17 protein-coding genes are annotated in these 17,624 nt (G+C 47.3%); 11 read left to right on the forward strand and 6 right to left on the reverse strand.

Features of this window, described 5'->3' with window-relative positions; genetic code table 11:
- The first annotated feature begins 1 nt into the window (after position 1).
- The 3 genes from DCM90_RS04400 (at position 2) to DCM90_RS04410 (ending at position 1,981) form a co-directional block, all read left to right on the forward strand.
- Positions 2–625, forward strand: a complete 624-nt coding sequence (locus DCM90_RS04400) for an orotidine 5'-phosphate decarboxylase / HUMPS family protein (protein ID WP_109250127.1) — start codon at positions 2–4, stop codon at positions 623–625.
- Entirely contained in the window at positions 625–1,194 is a 570-nt protein-coding gene (gene hxlB, locus DCM90_RS04405; RefSeq protein WP_109250128.1) for a 6-phospho-3-hexuloisomerase, read from the forward strand. Before DCM90_RS04400 ends, hxlB begins: the two co-directional genes overlap by 1 nt.
- A 121-nt stretch (positions 1,195–1,315) precedes the next feature.
- Positions 1,316–1,981 carry a histidine phosphatase family protein gene (locus DCM90_RS04410; protein WP_109250129.1) on the forward strand — a complete coding sequence of 222 codons (666 nt, stop codon included), beginning with the start codon at positions 1,316–1,318 and terminating at the stop codon, positions 1,979–1,981.
- Positions 1,982–2,098: 117 nt separating this feature from the next.
- Here DCM90_RS04410 and DCM90_RS04415 read toward each other — a convergent pair whose 3' ends face one another.
- The 3 genes from DCM90_RS04415 to rfbB form a co-directional block, all read right to left on the reverse strand.
- The gene (locus DCM90_RS04415) at positions 2,099–3,727 is read right to left on the reverse strand and encodes a mannitol dehydrogenase family protein (protein ID WP_109250130.1); all 1,629 of its coding nucleotides are present in this window, start codon (positions 3,725–3,727) and stop codon (positions 2,099–2,101) included.
- Positions 3,728–4,043: 316 nt separating this feature from the next.
- Positions 4,044–4,946 carry a phosphogluconate dehydrogenase (NAD(+)-dependent, decarboxylating) gene (gene gnd / locus DCM90_RS04420; RefSeq protein ID WP_109250131.1) on the reverse strand — a complete coding sequence of 301 codons (903 nt, stop codon included), beginning with the start codon at positions 4,944–4,946 and terminating at the stop codon, positions 4,044–4,046.
- Positions 4,947–5,181: 235 nt separating this feature from the next.
- Positions 5,182–6,168: a dTDP-glucose 4,6-dehydratase gene (gene rfbB, locus DCM90_RS04425; RefSeq protein WP_109250132.1), complete on the reverse strand. Its 987-nt coding sequence runs from the start codon at positions 6,166–6,168 to the stop codon at positions 5,182–5,184.
- Positions 6,169–6,288: 120 nt separating this feature from the next.
- Here rfbB and DCM90_RS04430 point away from each other — a divergent pair, with 120 nt between their 5' ends.
- The 7 genes from DCM90_RS04430 to DCM90_RS04460 all read left to right on the forward strand — a co-directional run bounded on the left by DCM90_RS04430 (position 6,289) and on the right by DCM90_RS04460 (position 13,857).
- Complete coding sequence (locus DCM90_RS04430) at positions 6,289–7,308, forward strand: aldo/keto reductase (RefSeq protein WP_109250133.1); 1,020 nt, start codon at positions 6,289–6,291, stop codon at positions 7,306–7,308.
- Between the two features lie 278 nt (positions 7,309–7,586).
- Positions 7,587–8,984: a class II fumarate hydratase gene (locus DCM90_RS04435; RefSeq protein WP_109250134.1), complete on the forward strand. Its 1,398-nt coding sequence runs from the start codon at positions 7,587–7,589 to the stop codon at positions 8,982–8,984.
- Positions 8,985–8,999: 15 nt separating this feature from the next.
- Positions 9,000–9,575 carry an NADPH-dependent FMN reductase gene (locus DCM90_RS04440; protein ID WP_109250135.1) on the forward strand — a complete coding sequence of 192 codons (576 nt, stop codon included), beginning with the start codon at positions 9,000–9,002 and terminating at the stop codon, positions 9,573–9,575.
- The gene (locus tag DCM90_RS04445) at positions 9,568–10,959 is read left to right on the forward strand and encodes a flavocytochrome c (RefSeq protein ID WP_109250136.1); all 1,392 of its coding nucleotides are present in this window, start codon (positions 9,568–9,570) and stop codon (positions 10,957–10,959) included. The genes DCM90_RS04440 and DCM90_RS04445 overlap by 8 nt, the downstream gene beginning before the upstream one ends.
- Before the next feature lie 8 nt (positions 10,960–10,967).
- Positions 10,968–12,386, forward strand: a complete 1,419-nt coding sequence (locus DCM90_RS04450; RefSeq protein WP_109250137.1) for an anion permease — start codon at positions 10,968–10,970, stop codon at positions 12,384–12,386.
- A 242-nt stretch (positions 12,387–12,628) separates the two neighbouring features.
- On the forward strand, positions 12,629–12,691 hold the full coding sequence (locus tag DCM90_RS10215) for a type I toxin-antitoxin system Fst family toxin (protein WP_109250534.1): 63 nt from the start codon (positions 12,629–12,631) through the stop codon (positions 12,689–12,691).
- 275 nt (positions 12,692–12,966) lie between these two features.
- Entirely contained in the window at positions 12,967–13,857 is an 891-nt protein-coding gene (locus DCM90_RS04460; RefSeq protein ID WP_109250138.1) for a LysR family transcriptional regulator, read from the forward strand.
- Between the two features lie 98 nt (positions 13,858–13,955).
- On the opposite strand, the gene trxA is transcribed toward DCM90_RS04460, so the two are convergent.
- Positions 13,956–14,303: a thioredoxin gene (gene trxA / locus DCM90_RS04465; RefSeq protein ID WP_109250139.1), complete on the reverse strand. Its 348-nt coding sequence runs from the start codon at positions 14,301–14,303 to the stop codon at positions 13,956–13,958.
- 63 nt (positions 14,304–14,366) lie between these two features.
- Positions 14,367–15,251, reverse strand: coding sequence for a LysR family transcriptional regulator (locus DCM90_RS04470; RefSeq protein WP_109250140.1), 885 nt, complete (start codon positions 15,249–15,251; stop codon positions 14,367–14,369).
- 113 nt (positions 15,252–15,364) lie between these two features.
- On the opposite strand from DCM90_RS04470, the gene DCM90_RS04475 reads away from it, so the two are divergent.
- Complete coding sequence (locus DCM90_RS04475) at positions 15,365–16,402, forward strand: YeiH family protein (protein ID WP_109250141.1); 1,038 nt, start codon at positions 15,365–15,367, stop codon at positions 16,400–16,402.
- 262 nt (positions 16,403–16,664) lie between these two features.
- Here DCM90_RS04475 and DCM90_RS04480 read toward each other — a convergent pair whose 3' ends face one another.
- Complete coding sequence (locus DCM90_RS04480; protein ID WP_165815206.1) at positions 16,665–17,573, reverse strand: alpha/beta hydrolase; 909 nt, start codon at positions 17,571–17,573, stop codon at positions 16,665–16,667.
- Positions 17,574–17,624: the final 51 nt, after the last annotated feature.

Raw genomic sequence — 17,624 nt, forward strand, 5'->3', positions numbered from 1 at the left:
CATGAAAATTCAAGCAGCGATCGATCGAGTCACCCTAGACGAAGCCCAAGCCTTATCCAAAAAGTTGGATCCCTACGTGGACATCATTGAACTTGGCACATCCCTGCCAAAGGATTACGGTGTCTTTGCTCTCCAAGACATTCAGGAACAACTAACCCACGCAGAAATGCTATACGACCTTAAAACCATTGACGAAGGCGACTATGAATTTACCCAGGGTTACCGGTCAGGTGCCGACATTTTAACGGTTATGGGGGCGAGTTCTAAGGCCACCATTGAGAAGTGTTTGAAAGTAGCTAAGGACTGCCATAAACAAGCAATGATCGACCTCATGGAAGTCGATGACGAAAAACTCGCCGAAATTGCTGATTTTCCGGAAGCCATTTACTGCCTCCACCACTCGCAGGATGCCGGTCGTGATACTAATCCAGCGGGAACGGTAGCGGCGTTTCACGAAAAGTACCCTCACCTGCCCCACATTGCCATTGCTGGTGGGGTCGACCTAGAGAGTACGCGGGCCCTTGCAGATCAGGGTTTAGCAGAAATTGTCATCGTAGGATCTAAACTGGTTAAGACCCCAGATCCCGTTCAAAGTGCAATTGAATTTCAGGAGGCTAAACAATAATGAGCGACAACAATACAACTAATCCAAATCAAATTATTCCCACCGTTTTAAACGAAATCACCACGGTGATGGACGACATTAACGCCGACCAATTAGTTGGTGCCATGGATTTCATCACCAAAAGCCGGCGAATCTTCGTGGTGGGTGCCGGTCGGAGCGGTTTCCAAGCGAAAGGCTTTGCCATGCGGTTGATGCATATCGGCTACACCGATTACGTTTTCGGTGAAACCATCACCCCATCCATTCATGAGGGGGACACCTTGGTCGCCATCTCAGGGTCAGGGAATACCTCATCCGTTGTTGAGACCGCTGAAAAAGCAAAGAAGTTGGGGCTTGCCATCGTTGCCTTTACGAGCGACCCCGATTCCAAGCTGGCCAAGTTAGCCGATCGGCTCGTTATTGTTCCGGGAGCTACCAAAACCGGTGCCGGCGTTCAGTCAATCCAACTGCTCAGCACCCTCTTTGATCAAACGGTGCACATCACGTTAGACGTTCTCTGCCTAATGCTCAGTCGGCGTGACGGAACGAGTAACCAGGACGCCCTTGGCGAACACGTTAACGTCGAATAATTTCAGTCCATACCACTAAAAAGCCTAGGCAGATCATCCTGTCTGAGCTTTTTTAATATCAGTCCCATTTCAAACGGGTCAGCGTATAATAAGAGTAAATTACCGGAAAGGATTTATTCCAATGACAACATTAACCATTGATTTTGTTCGCCACGGTCAAACATTATTTAATACCCTCCACAAACTCCAGGGCTGGTGTGATTCTCCCCTAACCGAATTTGGAAGGGAAACCGCCCGGAGTACGGGCCAGCACCTAGCGGACACGGCCTACACTGCGATCTATACTTCGGATATGAAACGTAGTATGGATACGGCCAGCCTAATTGCCAGCGAAAACCATCATTCGGTCCCAGTCGCGCACCAACTCGTTTCCCTCCGCGAAATTTTCTTTGGTTCCTTTGAAGGAACGGATAACGACAAGGCCTGGGCGGAAGTGGCCCGGTCACACGGCTACCAAAATCAAAACGAGATTATTCAAGCAGAATCCTTTTCTAACGCCCGCGACTACTTTAAAAAGCACGATCCCCGTCACTTAGCCGAGGATGGTCAGGAGTTCTATGCCCGTCAAGAACAAGCCCTTCAAACCATGTGGGACCAAAATCCGCAGGGGGGCCGCCTCTTAGTGGTTACCCACGGGACCTTCCTCAAAGCCCTCATTTTAAAGCATGCTCCCGAACTTTCCCCGCTAAACCACTACCCAGAAAACGGCTCGGTGACCCAAGTTGAACTGACCCAGGTGCAAGAAAAGTTAACTCTCTCGGTCAACTTCTATAATCAAACTTATTAATAACGGCCATGCCAATTGGCCAAACTAAATAGCGGTATAATCCAAATCCGAGTAACCCTTACTCGAATCTGAATCATACCGCTATTTTTGGATATCGTTTAATCGAGCGAACCCCGATCAATCATGATGTGCTTCAGTTAAAATAGCGCTTAAGGTCGCCTTAATTGCGCCAACCCCGGCAATTTCAGCCTTAAAATCAGCTTCAATTTGTTCACCAATTCCAACCCCGTAGAGGTTTTGTCCAAATAGGGTTCGATCTGATAACAACGGTTCTAAGTGGGCGTGGACATCCGTTTCTTCCCCTAACTGAATGTCCGCCACATAGGCATGACACTCATTCCAACGGTCATCGGGACTGGGATTAAACGGCCGGCCCTCATCGTTGATTCCCATTAGATACCGAATCCAAGTCGCAATGACCAATGAAATATGCGTGAGTTGCTGCGGTGCCACGTTATCTCGGGCATCGTAACGCGAAACCGTTACCCCAAAATTGGTGGCTAAATGGGTTGAGAGTCGTTTGGCCATGTATTGAGTGGTTGCGGATAAGTATGGATTAGGTAGCCGGCTACTAATTAATTCGGCAAGATAGGCCTCTTCGTCTACCGCCTCGATCGGTTCCGCAACCGCGACGGATTCCTGACCCACATTTTTAACTAACTGGCTGAGTTCGGGATGCTGAATGGCCTCCGCCAGCGTTTCAAACCCCAGCAGTTTGCCATAAATGGCTAGCGTATCTAAGATGGGCCAAAGGGTTGTGGTCACTTTGGATTCATCCACCTGATTTACCGTCGTCCGGTCCGTCATGATGACGCCCACCTGTTCGAACGGCGGCCGGCCGTTTGGAAAATTATCTTCCACCACTAGATAATGCGCCACTTCTGTATTGACAAAGGGAGCAACCGCGGAGTGTCCGGGACGTTCTAACATCGTTGTATCGCTGAACCCCTGTTCCTGCAGTTTAGCAGCAACTTCATGACTCGGAGCCAACGTTGTCCGGTCGATTGTAGATATGGGAAAACTGACGCAGGCCGAATCCGTTAAGTACTCCGAAAATCCCGGTTCAATAACCCGGTTGGTTTCCCAACTGTCCGCAATGGTTAACACCGATCCCTTTAACCGGTCACCATTCTGGGAAAAATTATCGGTGCTTAAAAGGGCAATTGGCAGACGGCCCGCTTGATACCGAGCGTATAGCAGCGCTGTAATTCGGCCCATATCGGATAAGGGTTCATCAGGTCCATTGACCATGTCCTCCTGAATCGTCTGATAGGGTTCCCCCTGCTCATCCACCAAGTTATACCCGTCCTTCGTCACGGTAAAGGTAACGACTTGCAGTGATGGCTGTTGGAAATAATGCTGCATCGTCCGCCAGGCCTCCAGCCGGTCGGGCGCCACATAGTAAGCACCCGCCACAGAGGCCAGCAGTGTTTTAGTCAACGTCCCCTCAATGGTAGGTAACACCTGTAAAATTCGGTCTGAGTAGGGATGATATATTTTTTCAATTAACGAGTCATCGTGCGTATCCATCACAATAATCCCCGTCTCTAAATTCCCTTGCTCAATGAGCGATTGTGCCAGGGCCGCATGGTAGCCGCGAAAAACATTTCCGGGACCAACGTGAATCCACTGGGGTGTCTGTTTAGTTTTTTCTGACAGCTGCGCCTGAGAAAAAGTTGGGATAAAGATTCCCACGTCCTCAAAATCAGCTGGTTGCCTAAGATAATCATCGGTTAATTTAACCATTCTCTTAATCAAATCCTTATTAATTCTGAGTTATTTATCTCCATTATACCTGAAATAACCCCTAAAAAGGACAAAAAACGTGTTTGGTACATCAGACCCGTTGCGCTAAAGAGGTTGACTCTTGCAGCATGGCCCGAAAGCCCACCATCCTTAACAGGATACTCTCGGACCTGTAGTTACGGAACATAAGACAGGCCACAACCAAATAAAGGCAGAGGACCAAATCCGATCATACTACAATCGAATCTGGCCCTCTGCCCTTATTTGACATGGCCTAAACGTCTTATGTCCCAGCCGTATTTAAATTAAAATTAACTTACTTCTTCATGTCCATTGCGTGGCCACCAAAACCGTGACGTAAGGCAGAGACAACCTTACCTGTAAAGGTGTCTTCTTCCATTGACCGGTAACGGTTCAACAGTGCAGCTGCAATAACTGGAGTTGAAGTTTGTTGGTCAAGTGCTTCTTCAAGTGTCCACTTACCTTCACCTGAGGAGAACATCTTACCAGAAATATTGTCTAAATTATCATCTTGAGCAAAGGCTTCTTCAGCTAATTCCATAAGCCAACCACGAATAACTGAACCGTGTGACCAAACCTTGGCAACGGCTTCGTTATCGTAGTCGAATGGACTCTTTTCAAGTACTTCAAATCCTTCACCGATGGCTTCCATCATTCCGTATTCAATACCGTTATGAACCATCTTCATGTAATGTCCTGAACCAGGTTTCCCTGTGTAAAGGTATCCATCTTTTTCAGCAATGCCTTCAAATAATGGCTTCAAGTGTTCGAATGCTTCTGCACTCGTTCCACCAATCATGAAGTTCCCATCTTCTAAAGCACCGCTTTGACCACCAGAGGTTCCACAATCGAAAAAGTTAATGCCTTTGGCTTCGCACATTTCCGCGTGACGTAGTGAGTCTTTGTAGTATGAGTTACCACCATCAATGAGGTAATCACCTGAAGATAACAGGTTAGTTAATTCCTCAATTGTTGAGTCAGTAGGTGCGCCTGCTGGAACCATCACCCAGACAGTCCGTGGTGCATCCAACTTTGCAACAAGTTCCTGTAGAGTCGTTGCTGCTTGTGCTCCAGCTGCCTCTGCTTCAGCAATTGCATCGGCGTTTAAGTCATATGCTACAACCTCATTGCCGTTACGAATCATGTTCTTGACCAAGTTTAGGCCCATCTTACCGAGTCCAACCATTCCGATTTGCATTATCGATTAATCCCTCTTTCAGTTTTTGTCGAAACAAAATCACAAAACGAATTATACGTTCTTTTGTGAAAACTTTCAACCACAACTTTTCATTGTAACTATGGGCCTCCTTGTGAAAATTAAGTAAAATTATTAATTTATTTCACAATCGCAAACAAAGAAAGTGATAAATAAGCGGTTTCCGTGGTGAAAGATTGAGTTTTAAAGATCTTGGTTTCAAAAAGGACAGCCAAATTTAATTACTTTTCTGAGAAAGATAAGCCGCTACCGTTTTCCTCATTCCTTCGGTGTATGAAACCTGAGGCATCCAATGGAGTTCACGGCGGATTTTAGCCCAATTCAATGAGTACCGAAAGTCATGGCCCGGACGATCTGGAACAAAGGTCATCAGATTTTCAAGGTCGGTCAGATTCGTATTCGTTTGTCGAGCCAGTTCCGCTAACACTGAACGGACAAGGTTGAGATTTGATTTCTCGCACGTTGCCCCAATGTTATACACTCCTCCGACTTGGCCCCGGTGAATAACCCGCCAGATGGCTTGATTGTGGTCACCGACGTACAACCAATCCCGGACGTTTTGACCGGAACCATATATTGGGATGGGATCATGATTCAGAGCTCGCTTGATCACGGTCGGAATTAACTTTTCGTCGTTTTGGTTCGGGCCATAGTTATTGGTACAGTGAGTAATCGAAATCGGCAACCCATACGTTGCGTGGTAGGCCTGAACAAAGTGATCTGCCGCCGCCTTTGAAGCACTGTACGGACTCCGGGGCCGGTAAGGCGAAGTCTCGGTAAACGTACCCGTTTCGCCAAGGGTGCCAAAGACTTCGTCCGTACTCACCTGGTGGAATCTTTTGCCTTCAAACTGACCATCCCAAACGGTGCGGGCTGCATCTAACAGGGTGACAGTCCCCCTGACGTTAGAATGAACAAACTTATCGGGGTTCGTAATACTTTGATCAACGTGTGATTCGGCCGCAAAGTTAACGACCACATCCGGCTGAAAGTCGGTAAATACCGCGGAAATAACGGTGGCATCGGCAATATCAGCCTGAATAAACTGGTAGTTGGCCCGATCGCCCACTTGGACAAACTGATTGTTCCCCGCATACGTTAACAAATCAACGTTTAGAAACTGGTCCTGCGGGTTTATTGGAACAAACTGATTCAAAAAGTTTGATCCAATAAACCCTGACCCTCCAGTCACTAGATATCGCATCACTAAAACCTCCTAACTATTCCAAAATTAGTGTACCATTCGGAATAAAAAAGCGCTAACAATCTTTAAACAGCTATGCTACTATCATCCTATAAGGTAAAAATTAGGAGGCCGATAAAAATGTACGTCGCAGATCCAAATCGTTACGAAAAAATGGTTTATAACTATGCGGGAGCTAGCGGACTTCAACTACCCGCCATTGGATTAGGTTTATGGCACAACTTTGGGAGCGTCGATCGCTTAGATAATCAACGGGCAATTGTCCGTCAAGCCTTTGACCTTGGAATTACCTACTTTGACTTAGCCAATAATTACGGTCCCGAACCGGGAACGGCAGAAGAAAACTTTGGTCAAATTTTAGCGACTGATCTAAAACCTTACCGGGACGAAATTTTAGTTTCTAGCAAGGCTGGGTACGATATGTGGGAGGGGCCCTACGGAACGTACGGCTCCCGGAAAAGCATCATTAACAGTGCCAATGATAGCTTACGCCGTTTGGGCCTAGACTACGTTGATATTTTCTATTCCCACCGCTTTGATCCCAACACCGATCTTCACGAAACGGCGGAAGCCCTTGATCAATTAGTTCGTGAGGGGAAGGCCCTCTACATTGGAATTTCTAATTACACAGGCGAACAAATGGCAGCCATTACAAAGATTTTCACCGACCTGAAAACTCCGTTCATCGTCAATCAGGTTCGGTATAACATGTTTAACCGTGGTATCGAAACGGACTTACTCCCCGTCTTGAAAAAGGAACGTAAGGCTGGCGTTGCATTTAGTCCCCTCTCCCAAGGTCTCCTAACGGACCGGTACCTTAACGGCATCCCACAGGACTCACGGGCTAACCGGTCAGATAGTCCCTTCCTCATTGACAGCCAAGTGGATCAAACCTTATCAACCGTCAAAAAACTAAACGATATCGCTAAACTTCGGGGGCAGACCTTAGCCGAAATGGCCCTTTCTTGGGATTTACGTGATCCTGAAATGGCCTGCGTTCTCATTGGCGCAAGCCGGCCAAGCCAGGTTCTAGACAACGTTCATGCGCTTGATCACCTAACCTTTAGTGACGCCGAACTTAAGGAAATTAACCAGATTTTAGCCGCCCAACCTCAAATCAGTTGGGCTGGCACAAAATAAATACTGAACGAATTGGGGCCGCTATCCAGGAACATTGCTGGATTGGGGCCTCTTTTGACCCGATTATCCGGGCCGTTATGCCGTTTTAATAATATTTTTTTATTGTTTATTTACTAATTCGAATCGGTTAAATTCCACCTTTAGCAACGGATTATCACATTCATATAAATTAATTTTATTGATTCACCGAAGTTTGACTATAAATTGCATTGGTGGTTTACTAACCATTGAAAAACATTGAGCAATCTATTCAAATAACTTTTTTTGGAGGTCACGTTATGACTGAATATCGTGAAGAATCAGACACATTAGGTCCCGTAAAAATCCCAGTGGATGCAATGTGGGGACCACAAACCGAACGGAGCCGGCAAAACTTTACGGCTGGATCAAAAATGCCAATCGAAATGATCCGTGCTCTACTTCAAATTAAGAAGGCCGCTGCCCAAGCTAACTTAGCGCTCGGTGAAATGCCCGAAGACAAAGTCAACTTAATCATCCAAGCTATTGATCAGTTATTAGCTTTAAGCGACGAGGACCTTCGCAAGGACTTCCCGCTGGTCGTTTTCCAAACGGGTTCCGGAACTCAAACCAACATGAATACGAACGAAGTTGTGGCCCACGTTGCCGCTAAGATCAATCCAGCCATTGAAATCTTGCCGAACGATGACGTCAACCACGGTCAGAGTTCCAACGATATCTTCCCAACGGCCATGAACATCACGGCTACCTTAGCCGTCAATCAATTAAAGGCTGCCATTGCCCACATGATTACGGCCTTAGAGGAGAAGGAAAAGGCCTACTGGAAGGTGGTCAAAATCGGCCGAACTCACCTGCAGGATGCAACGCCATTAACCTTTGGTCAGGAAATCAGCGGTTGGGTTAGCATGTTACAGCACGACTTAGACTACTTAACGAGTTTGGAACCCACCCTCTACGGTCTAGCCATTGGTGGGACCGCCGTTGGAACGGGATTAAACGCCGCCCCTCACGTTTCAGAAAAGATCACGGAAACGTTGAGTACCGTTTATGGTGTTCCCTTTAGTGATAAAGAAAACAAATTCTATGGTTTAAGCGCCCACTCTGGCTTGAACACCGTCCACGGTGCCATTAAATCATTAGCGAGTGATGTGATGAAAATTGCAAATGACATTCGTTTCTTAGCTAGTGGCCCCCGAGCCGGCTACAACGAGCTAAACATTCCGGCTAACGAACCGGGTTCGTCAATCATGCCCGGCAAGGTCAACCCCACCCAGGCCGAAGCCATTACGATGGCGGCCGCTCGGGTATTGGGCAATGACGTCACCATTAGTATTGCTGCTAGTCAGGGGAACTTCGAAATGAACGTTTACAAACCCGTTTTGATTCTGGCCTTCTTAGAGTCCGCTAACCTTTTAACGGATACGATTACGGGCTTTACCGACCGGTTAATCGCAGGTTTAACGGTCAACCAGGAACGGATGACCGAACTCGTTGATAACTCCCTCATGACGGTAACTGCCCTTTCACCACACATTGGTTACCACGATAGTGCCGTTATCGCCCAACAGGCTGAAAAAGAGGGAACGACCCTAAAAGTGGCGGCCTTAAAGTCTGGTAAGGTAACCGAAGCCCAGTTTGATGAATGGGTTGATCCCTTAAAGATGACCAACCTTGGCCGCGATTCTCTTGATGATTAGAAAGGAACCTTAACTATGACCAAACCAACCTTTGTTGGGATTGTAGGAACGAACGCAAGTTTTTCTTACAACCGCATTTTATTACAATACATGCAGTCCCACTTTGCGGACTACGCTAACCTGGAAATTGCAGAGATTAAGGACGTCCCCCTCTTCAACGAAGACCTTTTAAAGGCCAAGGACATCCCCGCTTCCGTTCAAGATTTAACGCAACAAATCGAAGCTGCTGACGGAGTTATCTTTGCCACCCCCGAATACGACCACGCAATTCCCTCTAGCTTAAAGAGTGTCTTGGAATGGTTGTCATCCTACTCCCATCCCCTGCAAAGTACCCCGACAATGATCGTGGGTGCGTCGTACGGAATTCAGGGGACTGTTCGGGCCCAAATGAACCTCCGCGACATCATTGACTCCCCCGGCGTCAATGCAATTACCATGCCAAATAACGAGTTCATGCTGCCCCGGGCCCAAGATCAGTTTGACGATAACCAACAACTGACCGATGCAAAAACAATCAAGTTTCTTGATCAATGCTTCAACAACTTTATTAAATTCGCTGATCAAATGAAGGAGGATCCTTTCGTTGGCTGATAAATTCCGCTTTGAACCCACTGCTCACGCAGACTTAAAAACTGACTACGACATGGTGATCATTGGTTCTGGAGCAGCTGGTTTAACCAGTGCCATCCAAGCCTTTGAACTTGGCTTACACCCTGTTATTTTAGAAAAAATGGACAAGATTGGTGGCAACACTACCCGGGCCTCTTCCGGAATGAACGCCGCTGAAACCTCAACCCAGCTCAGTCACCAGATCGTGGACAGCATGGATGCCTTCTACAACGAAACTTTCGTTGGCGGGGGAAAGAAAAACAACCCTGAACTCTTACGCTACTTCACTGATCACAGTGCGTTAGCAATTGAATGGCTCAAGGATCACGACATTCCCCTTGAAGACATCACCATTACGGGTGGAATGAAGACACCACGGGCCCACCGACCAGCCAGCACGGCACCAATCGGCGGTTACTTAGAAACCAACTTGCTTAAGGTGGCTGACAAAGACAACCTTGAAATTTTCACCGACGTTACCGCCACTAAGTTAATGACCGATGCATCAGGTGATATTACGGGGGTTGAAGTTGAGTTGGACGGGACTAAGAAGACCCTGAACAGCCCAATCGTGGTACTCGCTACCGGTGGTTTTGGCGCCAACCCTAAGTTAATCGGTCAATACCGGCCGGACTTAGAGCACTACAAGACTACCAATCAACCAGGGGCTACTGGAGACGGAATTTCACTGGCGACTCAAATTGGGGCCGGCGTTGTCGATATGGATCAAGTTCAGGTTCACCCAACCGTTCAGCAGGACTTTGACCACACCTTCTTAATTGGTGAAGCCGTGCGGGGTGAAGGTGCCATCTTAGTGAACGCTGATGGTTCCCGGTTCGTTAATGAATTGGATACCCGGAAAAACGTGACGGCTGCGATCAATAACCTACCAGAAAAATCGGCCTACTTAATTTTTGACCAAAACGTCCGGGATCGGGCCCAAGCAATCGAATTTTACGATCACGTTGGGTTAGTAACGACCGGTGAAACCATTGACGACTTAGCCGATAAGCTGAACATGGCCCCTGAAACACTGACCGCCACCATTAACCGTTGGAATAAACTGGTCGAAGAGGACAGCGACTCCGACTTTAGCCGGGATATGGGTATGCATCAGTTTGACAAAGCCCCCTACTTTGCCATTCACATTGCCCCAGCCGTTCACTACACGATGGGGGGACTCAAAATCAACGCTCAAACCCAGGTCCAAAAGGACGATGGAACTGTGATTAACGGCCTGTTTGCTGCCGGGGAAATTGCGGGTGGCCTCCACGGTGATAACCGAATTGGCGGTAACTCCATTGCTGAAACGGTTATCTTTGGTCGTCAGGCTGGCCAACAAGCCTACAAATACTCACAAAAGTAGGGAACTAAATGACATTAGAAAAAATTGATTACAAAAAGTTTATCTGGCCGCTGGTCTTTGGAATTCTCATCTGGGCCTGCTCGCCATTTAAACCCGCTTCCGTTTCATTAGCGGCGTGGCACATGTTTGCCATCTTCGTCGCAACGATCGTTGGGTGTATTACCCAACCCCTTCCCATTGGTGGGGTTGCCATCATTGGGTTTGTCGTCACCGTTCTCACCGGTGAGGTCAAGATGGATGCGGCCATTGCCGGATTTGGGAATGACAGTATCTGGTTAATCGTCATGGCCTTCTTCATCTCACGCGGCTTCATCAAAACGGGATTAGGCCGCCGCATTGCGCTGATTTTCGTGCGCCTCTTCGGTAAGAAAACACTGGGGCTAACCTATTCCCTCATTGGGGTGGACCTGATCATTGCACCTGCGACGCCGAGTAACACGGCCCGAGCCGGGGGCATTATGTATCCCATCATCGAGTCACTTGCCCGGGCGTTTGGATCCTCACCTGCTGATGGGACCCAGCGAAAAATCGGATCATACTTGATCTTTTCGGAGTTTCACGGGAATATGATTACCGCCGCAATGTTTTTAACCGCCATGGCGGGCAATCCCTTGGCTCAATCGTTGGCTAAGGGTTATCACGTTAACATCACGTGGATGAATTGGTTTTTAGGTGGCTTGGTACCAGGCATTTTATCCTTAATCTTAGTTCCCTGGATTATTTACAAACTTTATCCACCTGAAATTAAGGAAACCCCTAACGCTAAACAATGGGCTGACGATGAGTTAGACCAAATGGGCGCCTTTTCCCTTCCCGAAAAGCTAATGGCCGTCGTGTTCGTAGTGGCCCTCCTACTTTGGATTTCGGGGAGCCTGCTGCACATTGATGCCACCTTAACGGCCTTTATTGCGATTGCACTGCTCTTACTCTTCGGGGTTTTGAATTGGTCAGACATTCTGCATGAAACGGGCGCTTGGAACACCTTGGTTTGGTTCTCGGTTCTTGTGATGATGGCCAACCAATTAAACACTTTAGGCTTTATCCCTTGGTTGAGTAAATCCATTGCCAGCTCACTGCACGGATTAAACTGGATGATCGTTCTTGTGATCTTAATCCTCGTTTACTTCTACAGTCACTACCTCTTTGCGAGTGCGACAGCTCATATTAGTGCCATGTATAGTGCATTGCTAGCCGTAGCCCTTTCAGCCGGTGTCCCTCCTCTCCTGGGGGCCCTCATGTTAGGCTACTTTGGGAATTTATTTGCTTCAACCACCCACTACAGTTCAGGTCCCGCCCCAATTCTCTTTGGCTCCGGCTACGTCGCCCAAAAAGATTGGTGGCGTCTAAACGCTATCCTAGGTGTCTTCTACTTAGTCCTCTGGCTAACGGTCGGCACACTATGGATGAAGGTGTTGGGAATGTGGTAATAGGTCGTGAACCTTTGTGTCTAGACCCACTAAAATAAGGAACGATATCTTAAATCGGCGGTTTTTCCGATTTTGGATATCGTTCCTTATTTTGGAGGGGTCTGCAAAGGTGAACGTAGTTATAGGTCGTGAACCTCTACGTTTAGGTCCGACTAAATAAGAGTCCCAATCTTTAACTGGTGAATTTCCAGTTGGAGATTGGGACTCTTATTTAGGGCTGGACCTGTAGAGGTGAGTCAGAAGTGCTCAGTGTTCTTAGTGGTTGTTGCGTTGCCTTATTCACTCATTGGCTCAACAAACACTAATCAGGACAACAAGCAGCCACAGGCAACAAAAAAGGGAACCCCCGCCAGGGTTCCCTTTTTCTGTGCAGCAAATATGCTCAAATATTTTCTGACAACATTATAACATTCTTTTTTCAAAAAGTAACTTGTACTAAGCAAGAACATTAAGATCCTGCGACTACTCACTGAATTCTTTATTACTCTCACTTATTACCCTTATCATAATAATAATGTTCATTAATTCACTTTTTCAGTTATAATTGTGATAATAATTAAGTTGATAAAGAAGGGACACCATGAATACACGTGATTTAGAGTATTTCTTAAGTTTAACCGAACTCAAAAATTTCACTGCCGTTTCTAAACGGTTTGGCGTCAGTCAGCCAACGATCACGACGGCCGTTAAACGTTTGGAAGAACATTACCAAACCAAGTTAATTAACCGGACCACCAACCAAAAGGAGATGGAAGTCACCCGCGCAGGTGAAATTCTTAGCAACCGGGCTAAGGAAGTTTTACAGACGCTTCGGGTGACGGAAACTGAACTGGAACACCTCCAACACGCCAACATTCGCTTCGGGTTGCCCCCCATCATTGGTAACCTCTACTTTTCCCAGGTTTCCGGCCAGCTTTTAGAGGAAGGGCTCTTACCGCACCTTAAAACAACCGAAACGGGCTCCAACCTCCTTTTACCAGCCCTCAAACGGGGTGAAATTGACGTGGCGCTCTTAGCCTCCTTGCATCCCCTGCACGACGACCAGGTGAAAAGTTTACAGCTGGCTAGCCGCCCCTTCAACCTGATTGTCAGCCCCGAAAATCCCCTGGCGAACCGGCAAACCGTCTCATTCAAGGAACTGCAAGCCGAAAACTTTATTAGTCTCACAGGTCGCTATATTCATCCCCAAGCCCTAAAGGCCTACAGTGACTTTTCGGGTATTACCCCCCACATTATTTATAGCACCCCAGATTACGCGATTTTAAAGGCTTTGATCGCCCAAAATCTCGGGGTTGGTTTACTAGTGGGCGATGCGGTGACACCCGATGATCACTTAGTTAAGCTAACGCTAACGGATGAGGTGGCCGTGAAATTCAACATTGCACTCGCAACGCGGAAGGGCTATGTCACCACCCCGATGGAACAGGAACTGATTGACACCCTTAGCCACATCAAGGAACTGTATCAGTAAGCCCAAAAATACAAGCCCGCTGACAACCAAATAGAGGCCGTTCCCCCATTCGATTAAAAGGTACCGAATCGGGAAAGGGCCTCTATTTTTTTATCGTTTTAATCCTCAGGCTCGCTTGATGCATCGACCTCATCAAGCTTCTTATCTAAATACTTTTTTAGTGCGCCTTCGGGGTGAAATCCAACCACCCGTTCAACGGGGTGCCCGTTTTTTAAAATGAGCAGAGCTGGGATACTCATGATCCCAAATTCCTTAGCAATGTCTTGATGCTGATCAACATCTAAAGCGGCAAACGCTACCCGGTTTCCGTAATTAGCCGCTAAGTGTTCAATGACTGGGGTTTGCATCTTACAGGGGCCGCACCAATCCGCCCAAAAGTCGATGACGGCTACCGGCTGATCGTGACCAAATTCATGAAAAGTTTCAGTCGTTAATTGTTCTAACATCTTCTTCGTCTCCTGTTACATCGTTATGGGGATAGAATACGCTACTTCTTACTTTTTGTACATCTATTCTTTAACCGCCATATGGTCTTGGATGAGTTGGATCAGCGTTGATTCGAAGGGACTACCTTTGAGCCATACTAAATCCATATCGTGAGCCAACTTAAAGTTGGGCATCGGGAGCCGCGCCAGCTGGCCGGATGCTAGATCGGCCTTAACCACGGATTCGTAGAGAAAACTAATCCCAGCGTCCCGCAACAGAAGTTCGCGAATTGCCGTTGGATCGGCAATGGTAATCACCTGTTTGAAATCAGGCAGGCTAAGGTTCTGGGCGGTGGCAATACTTCTAAAGATATCACGGGTTCCGGAGCCCTCTTCACGGAGCAGCAGCGTCATGGCCGTAAGATCCGTTAAGCCTAGGTCGGGGTTTCGGACCACTGGATTAGCCGAAGACGCTACCCCAACGAACGGTTCCCGCCGCAAAAGCCGGTAACCGAAACGCTGCTTATCAAAGTTACCTTCAATCAGCGCAAACTGACTGGTGCCAGAACTAATTTCCTCTAACGCCGTTTGGGTGTTCACAACGTGGCAGTCAATCTGTTGATACCCTTGCTTTTTTAGTACCATCATTAACTCCGGAACTAAAATTTCGCTGGTTGACATGGTTGCTGAAAATACGAGGGTTTGATTTGTAACGGGTACCCGCAGACTATCCAATAGTTGTTGCGACTGAACTTCAGCCTTAGAAATAAATTCGGCTAGTTTCTGTCCTTCCGGTGTGATCTCTAGAATCGGTCGGCGGTAAGTCACCAGCTTAAACCCCACTTCCTTCTCCAAACTCTTAATCTGCTGGGTGACAGCGGGTTGGGTAATAAAAAGTTCATCCGCGGTTTGCGTATATGACCCCGTCCGTGCCAGGGTTAAAAACGTATGGTACCGGTGATCAAGCATGGAAATCCCCCTTTGATTAGCAATATTGATGAAAACATAATGAACCATAATTTTATTTTATCATAAAAATTTGATACGCTTATCTTATCACTTTTTGGGAGGAATTTGTTTTCATGAAAGCAGCACTTGAATTAATGAAGACCCGGTCATTTTGGCTAGCCGTTCTCATGACCCTGGCGTGTGCCATCGTCGGATCAGTTCTAGCCGGATTTCCCGGTTTTTCAATTATTGGTTCCTTAGTTATTTCACTTCTATTAGGGATGGTCATGCAGCTATGGCGGCCCGGTGTTAACGAAGCGATGAGCGGAATTGGGTTTATTTCCAATAAATTTTTGCGTCTTGGTATTATTCTTTTAGGCTTTAAACTCAACTTAATTGATTTGGCTCGGGCTGGTGTTAAAACCATTACCCTTGCCATCTTTGTGGTAACGGGTACCATCATCTTAACCTACTGGATCGGCCGTAAATTAGGGGTTGACCGCCAACTCTCTATTTTAACTGCTAGCGGAACTGGAATTTGTGGGGCCGCCGCCGTAATGGGAATTTCACCCCAAATTACGGTTCCAGCCAACGAAGAAGAAAAGAAGCGGGAGGATGAAGTTCTTGCGGTTGCCATCGTCGCCATCATGGGAACGATCTTTACCCTGATTGAAATCGGGATCAAACCCCTGCTTCACATGACGCCCATTCAGTTTGGGGTCATGACCGGTGGTTCACTTCATGAAATTGCCCACGCAGTTGCAGCTGGTGGCGCAGACGGTCCCGTCAGTTTGGATACGGCCATCATTACCAAGTTGTCTCGGGTTTTACTTTTAGCCCCCGCAGCCTTTATCATTGGTGCCTGGTACCAACGGGCCACTCGGAAAGACGGCACCTATACGGAAGGTAACGGCAAGCTGCCCATTCCTTGGTTTATGGCCGGATTTCTGTTAGCCAGTGTCATTGGGACGTTCGTTCCCCTTGGTGCCACTGTATTAGCTTGGTTAGTGAAGTTGGCTTACATCTTCTTAGGAATGGCGATGGCCGCCTTAGGAATGAGCGTTAACTTCAAGGTCATCTTAACTCGGGGCCGGAAACCATTCTTAGCCTCAGCGATTGCTTCCGTTATTCTTCTCGTGTGTGTGGCGACGGCAAGTAAATTATTCTTCTAATTCATTCTTGTCCACATTTTTAGATTCGTCACAAATTCACTTGAAGTCATTCCACGCAAGTTCTAAACTATTAAATAGTTAGTTGAACCCCTATGCGCAACTAGCCGAACATCCCAAATGGTTGGCTTAACAATGATCGTTTTCCACACTCCCCCCAATCCTGTGTGAGTCATTGTTAACTTCAATCATTTCAGCAATTGTTTTATACTTTTACTGGAAAAGCCGCAATGACCATCCCGATCACTGCGGCTTTTTTTGTGCGCTAATTTTCCACTGCTTGTTCCACTTCTGGTTGAGGGGCTTCAGCAATTGGCGTGGCTAAAAACTGCCTTACCAGTCGCATCACTTCATGGTTATCATGAAGCTCTGAGTGCTCAGCATCGTCACCCCGGAACCGAATTTCATGGTAGCTTTGCGGTTGATCCCCTAATAAATAGCGGAGCGACCTAGCGGAAGCAGTCGAAATATACTTATCAGAATGGCTGCCATCCCCGATATCCCCGTAAATGTTTAATACATCGACGTTGGTTGGAAAGGCCGCCTGATTTTCTAAGAGGCTGGCGTAAGAGGGGAACCAAAAGTTGGCGGGGTAAATCACCACCGGACATCCCATCTCGTCTAGCTGATTAGTATTATAACTTTCGTTCATGCCGAGTACCCCGTTAAAGGGGCCGGCAATGGTCACTAACCGGCGTAGACTTGGAAGTTTACGATCGTCATTGTAGGTTTCCGCAAAGTCCACTAAGGTAACACACCCCGCGGAATGACCAACGGCATCGTAATTTTGAACTCCGTGTTGGGTCCGCAGATAAATGAGGACTTTTTTGAGCCATACCATTTGTAGGGTGGTTCGGGCCTGGTTATTGCCAAAGTTAATTTGGACTAACGGGTGGGCGTCCGCTGGGTTCCACTCGCCCGTAATTTTTAATTTGCCGGCATGATTAACGTGAATTACCAATACGTGCTCGTGCCAGCTTTTTTTAACGGCTTGAACCATTTGCGTCATAGTCTGGGCCCCGCCCCGTAATCCGTGTAGAAAAAGGATGGGAACCTGATCGGAAACCTGTGACCGATTCTTACGCCACCGGGTGACCTGCCGCCGAGCTCGGGCATGGCCAATTAAGCTGGCGGCTCCAGAAGCGAGTACAAGCTCCACTAAACTTAAATCCACGGTCATTCCCCTCCCTTACATAATTCACTCATTATTATACCGAAAAACGAC

Source organism: Levilactobacillus bambusae, assembly GCF_003124125.1.
Lineage (GTDB): Bacteria > Bacillota > Bacilli > Lactobacillales > Lactobacillaceae > Levilactobacillus > Levilactobacillus bambusae.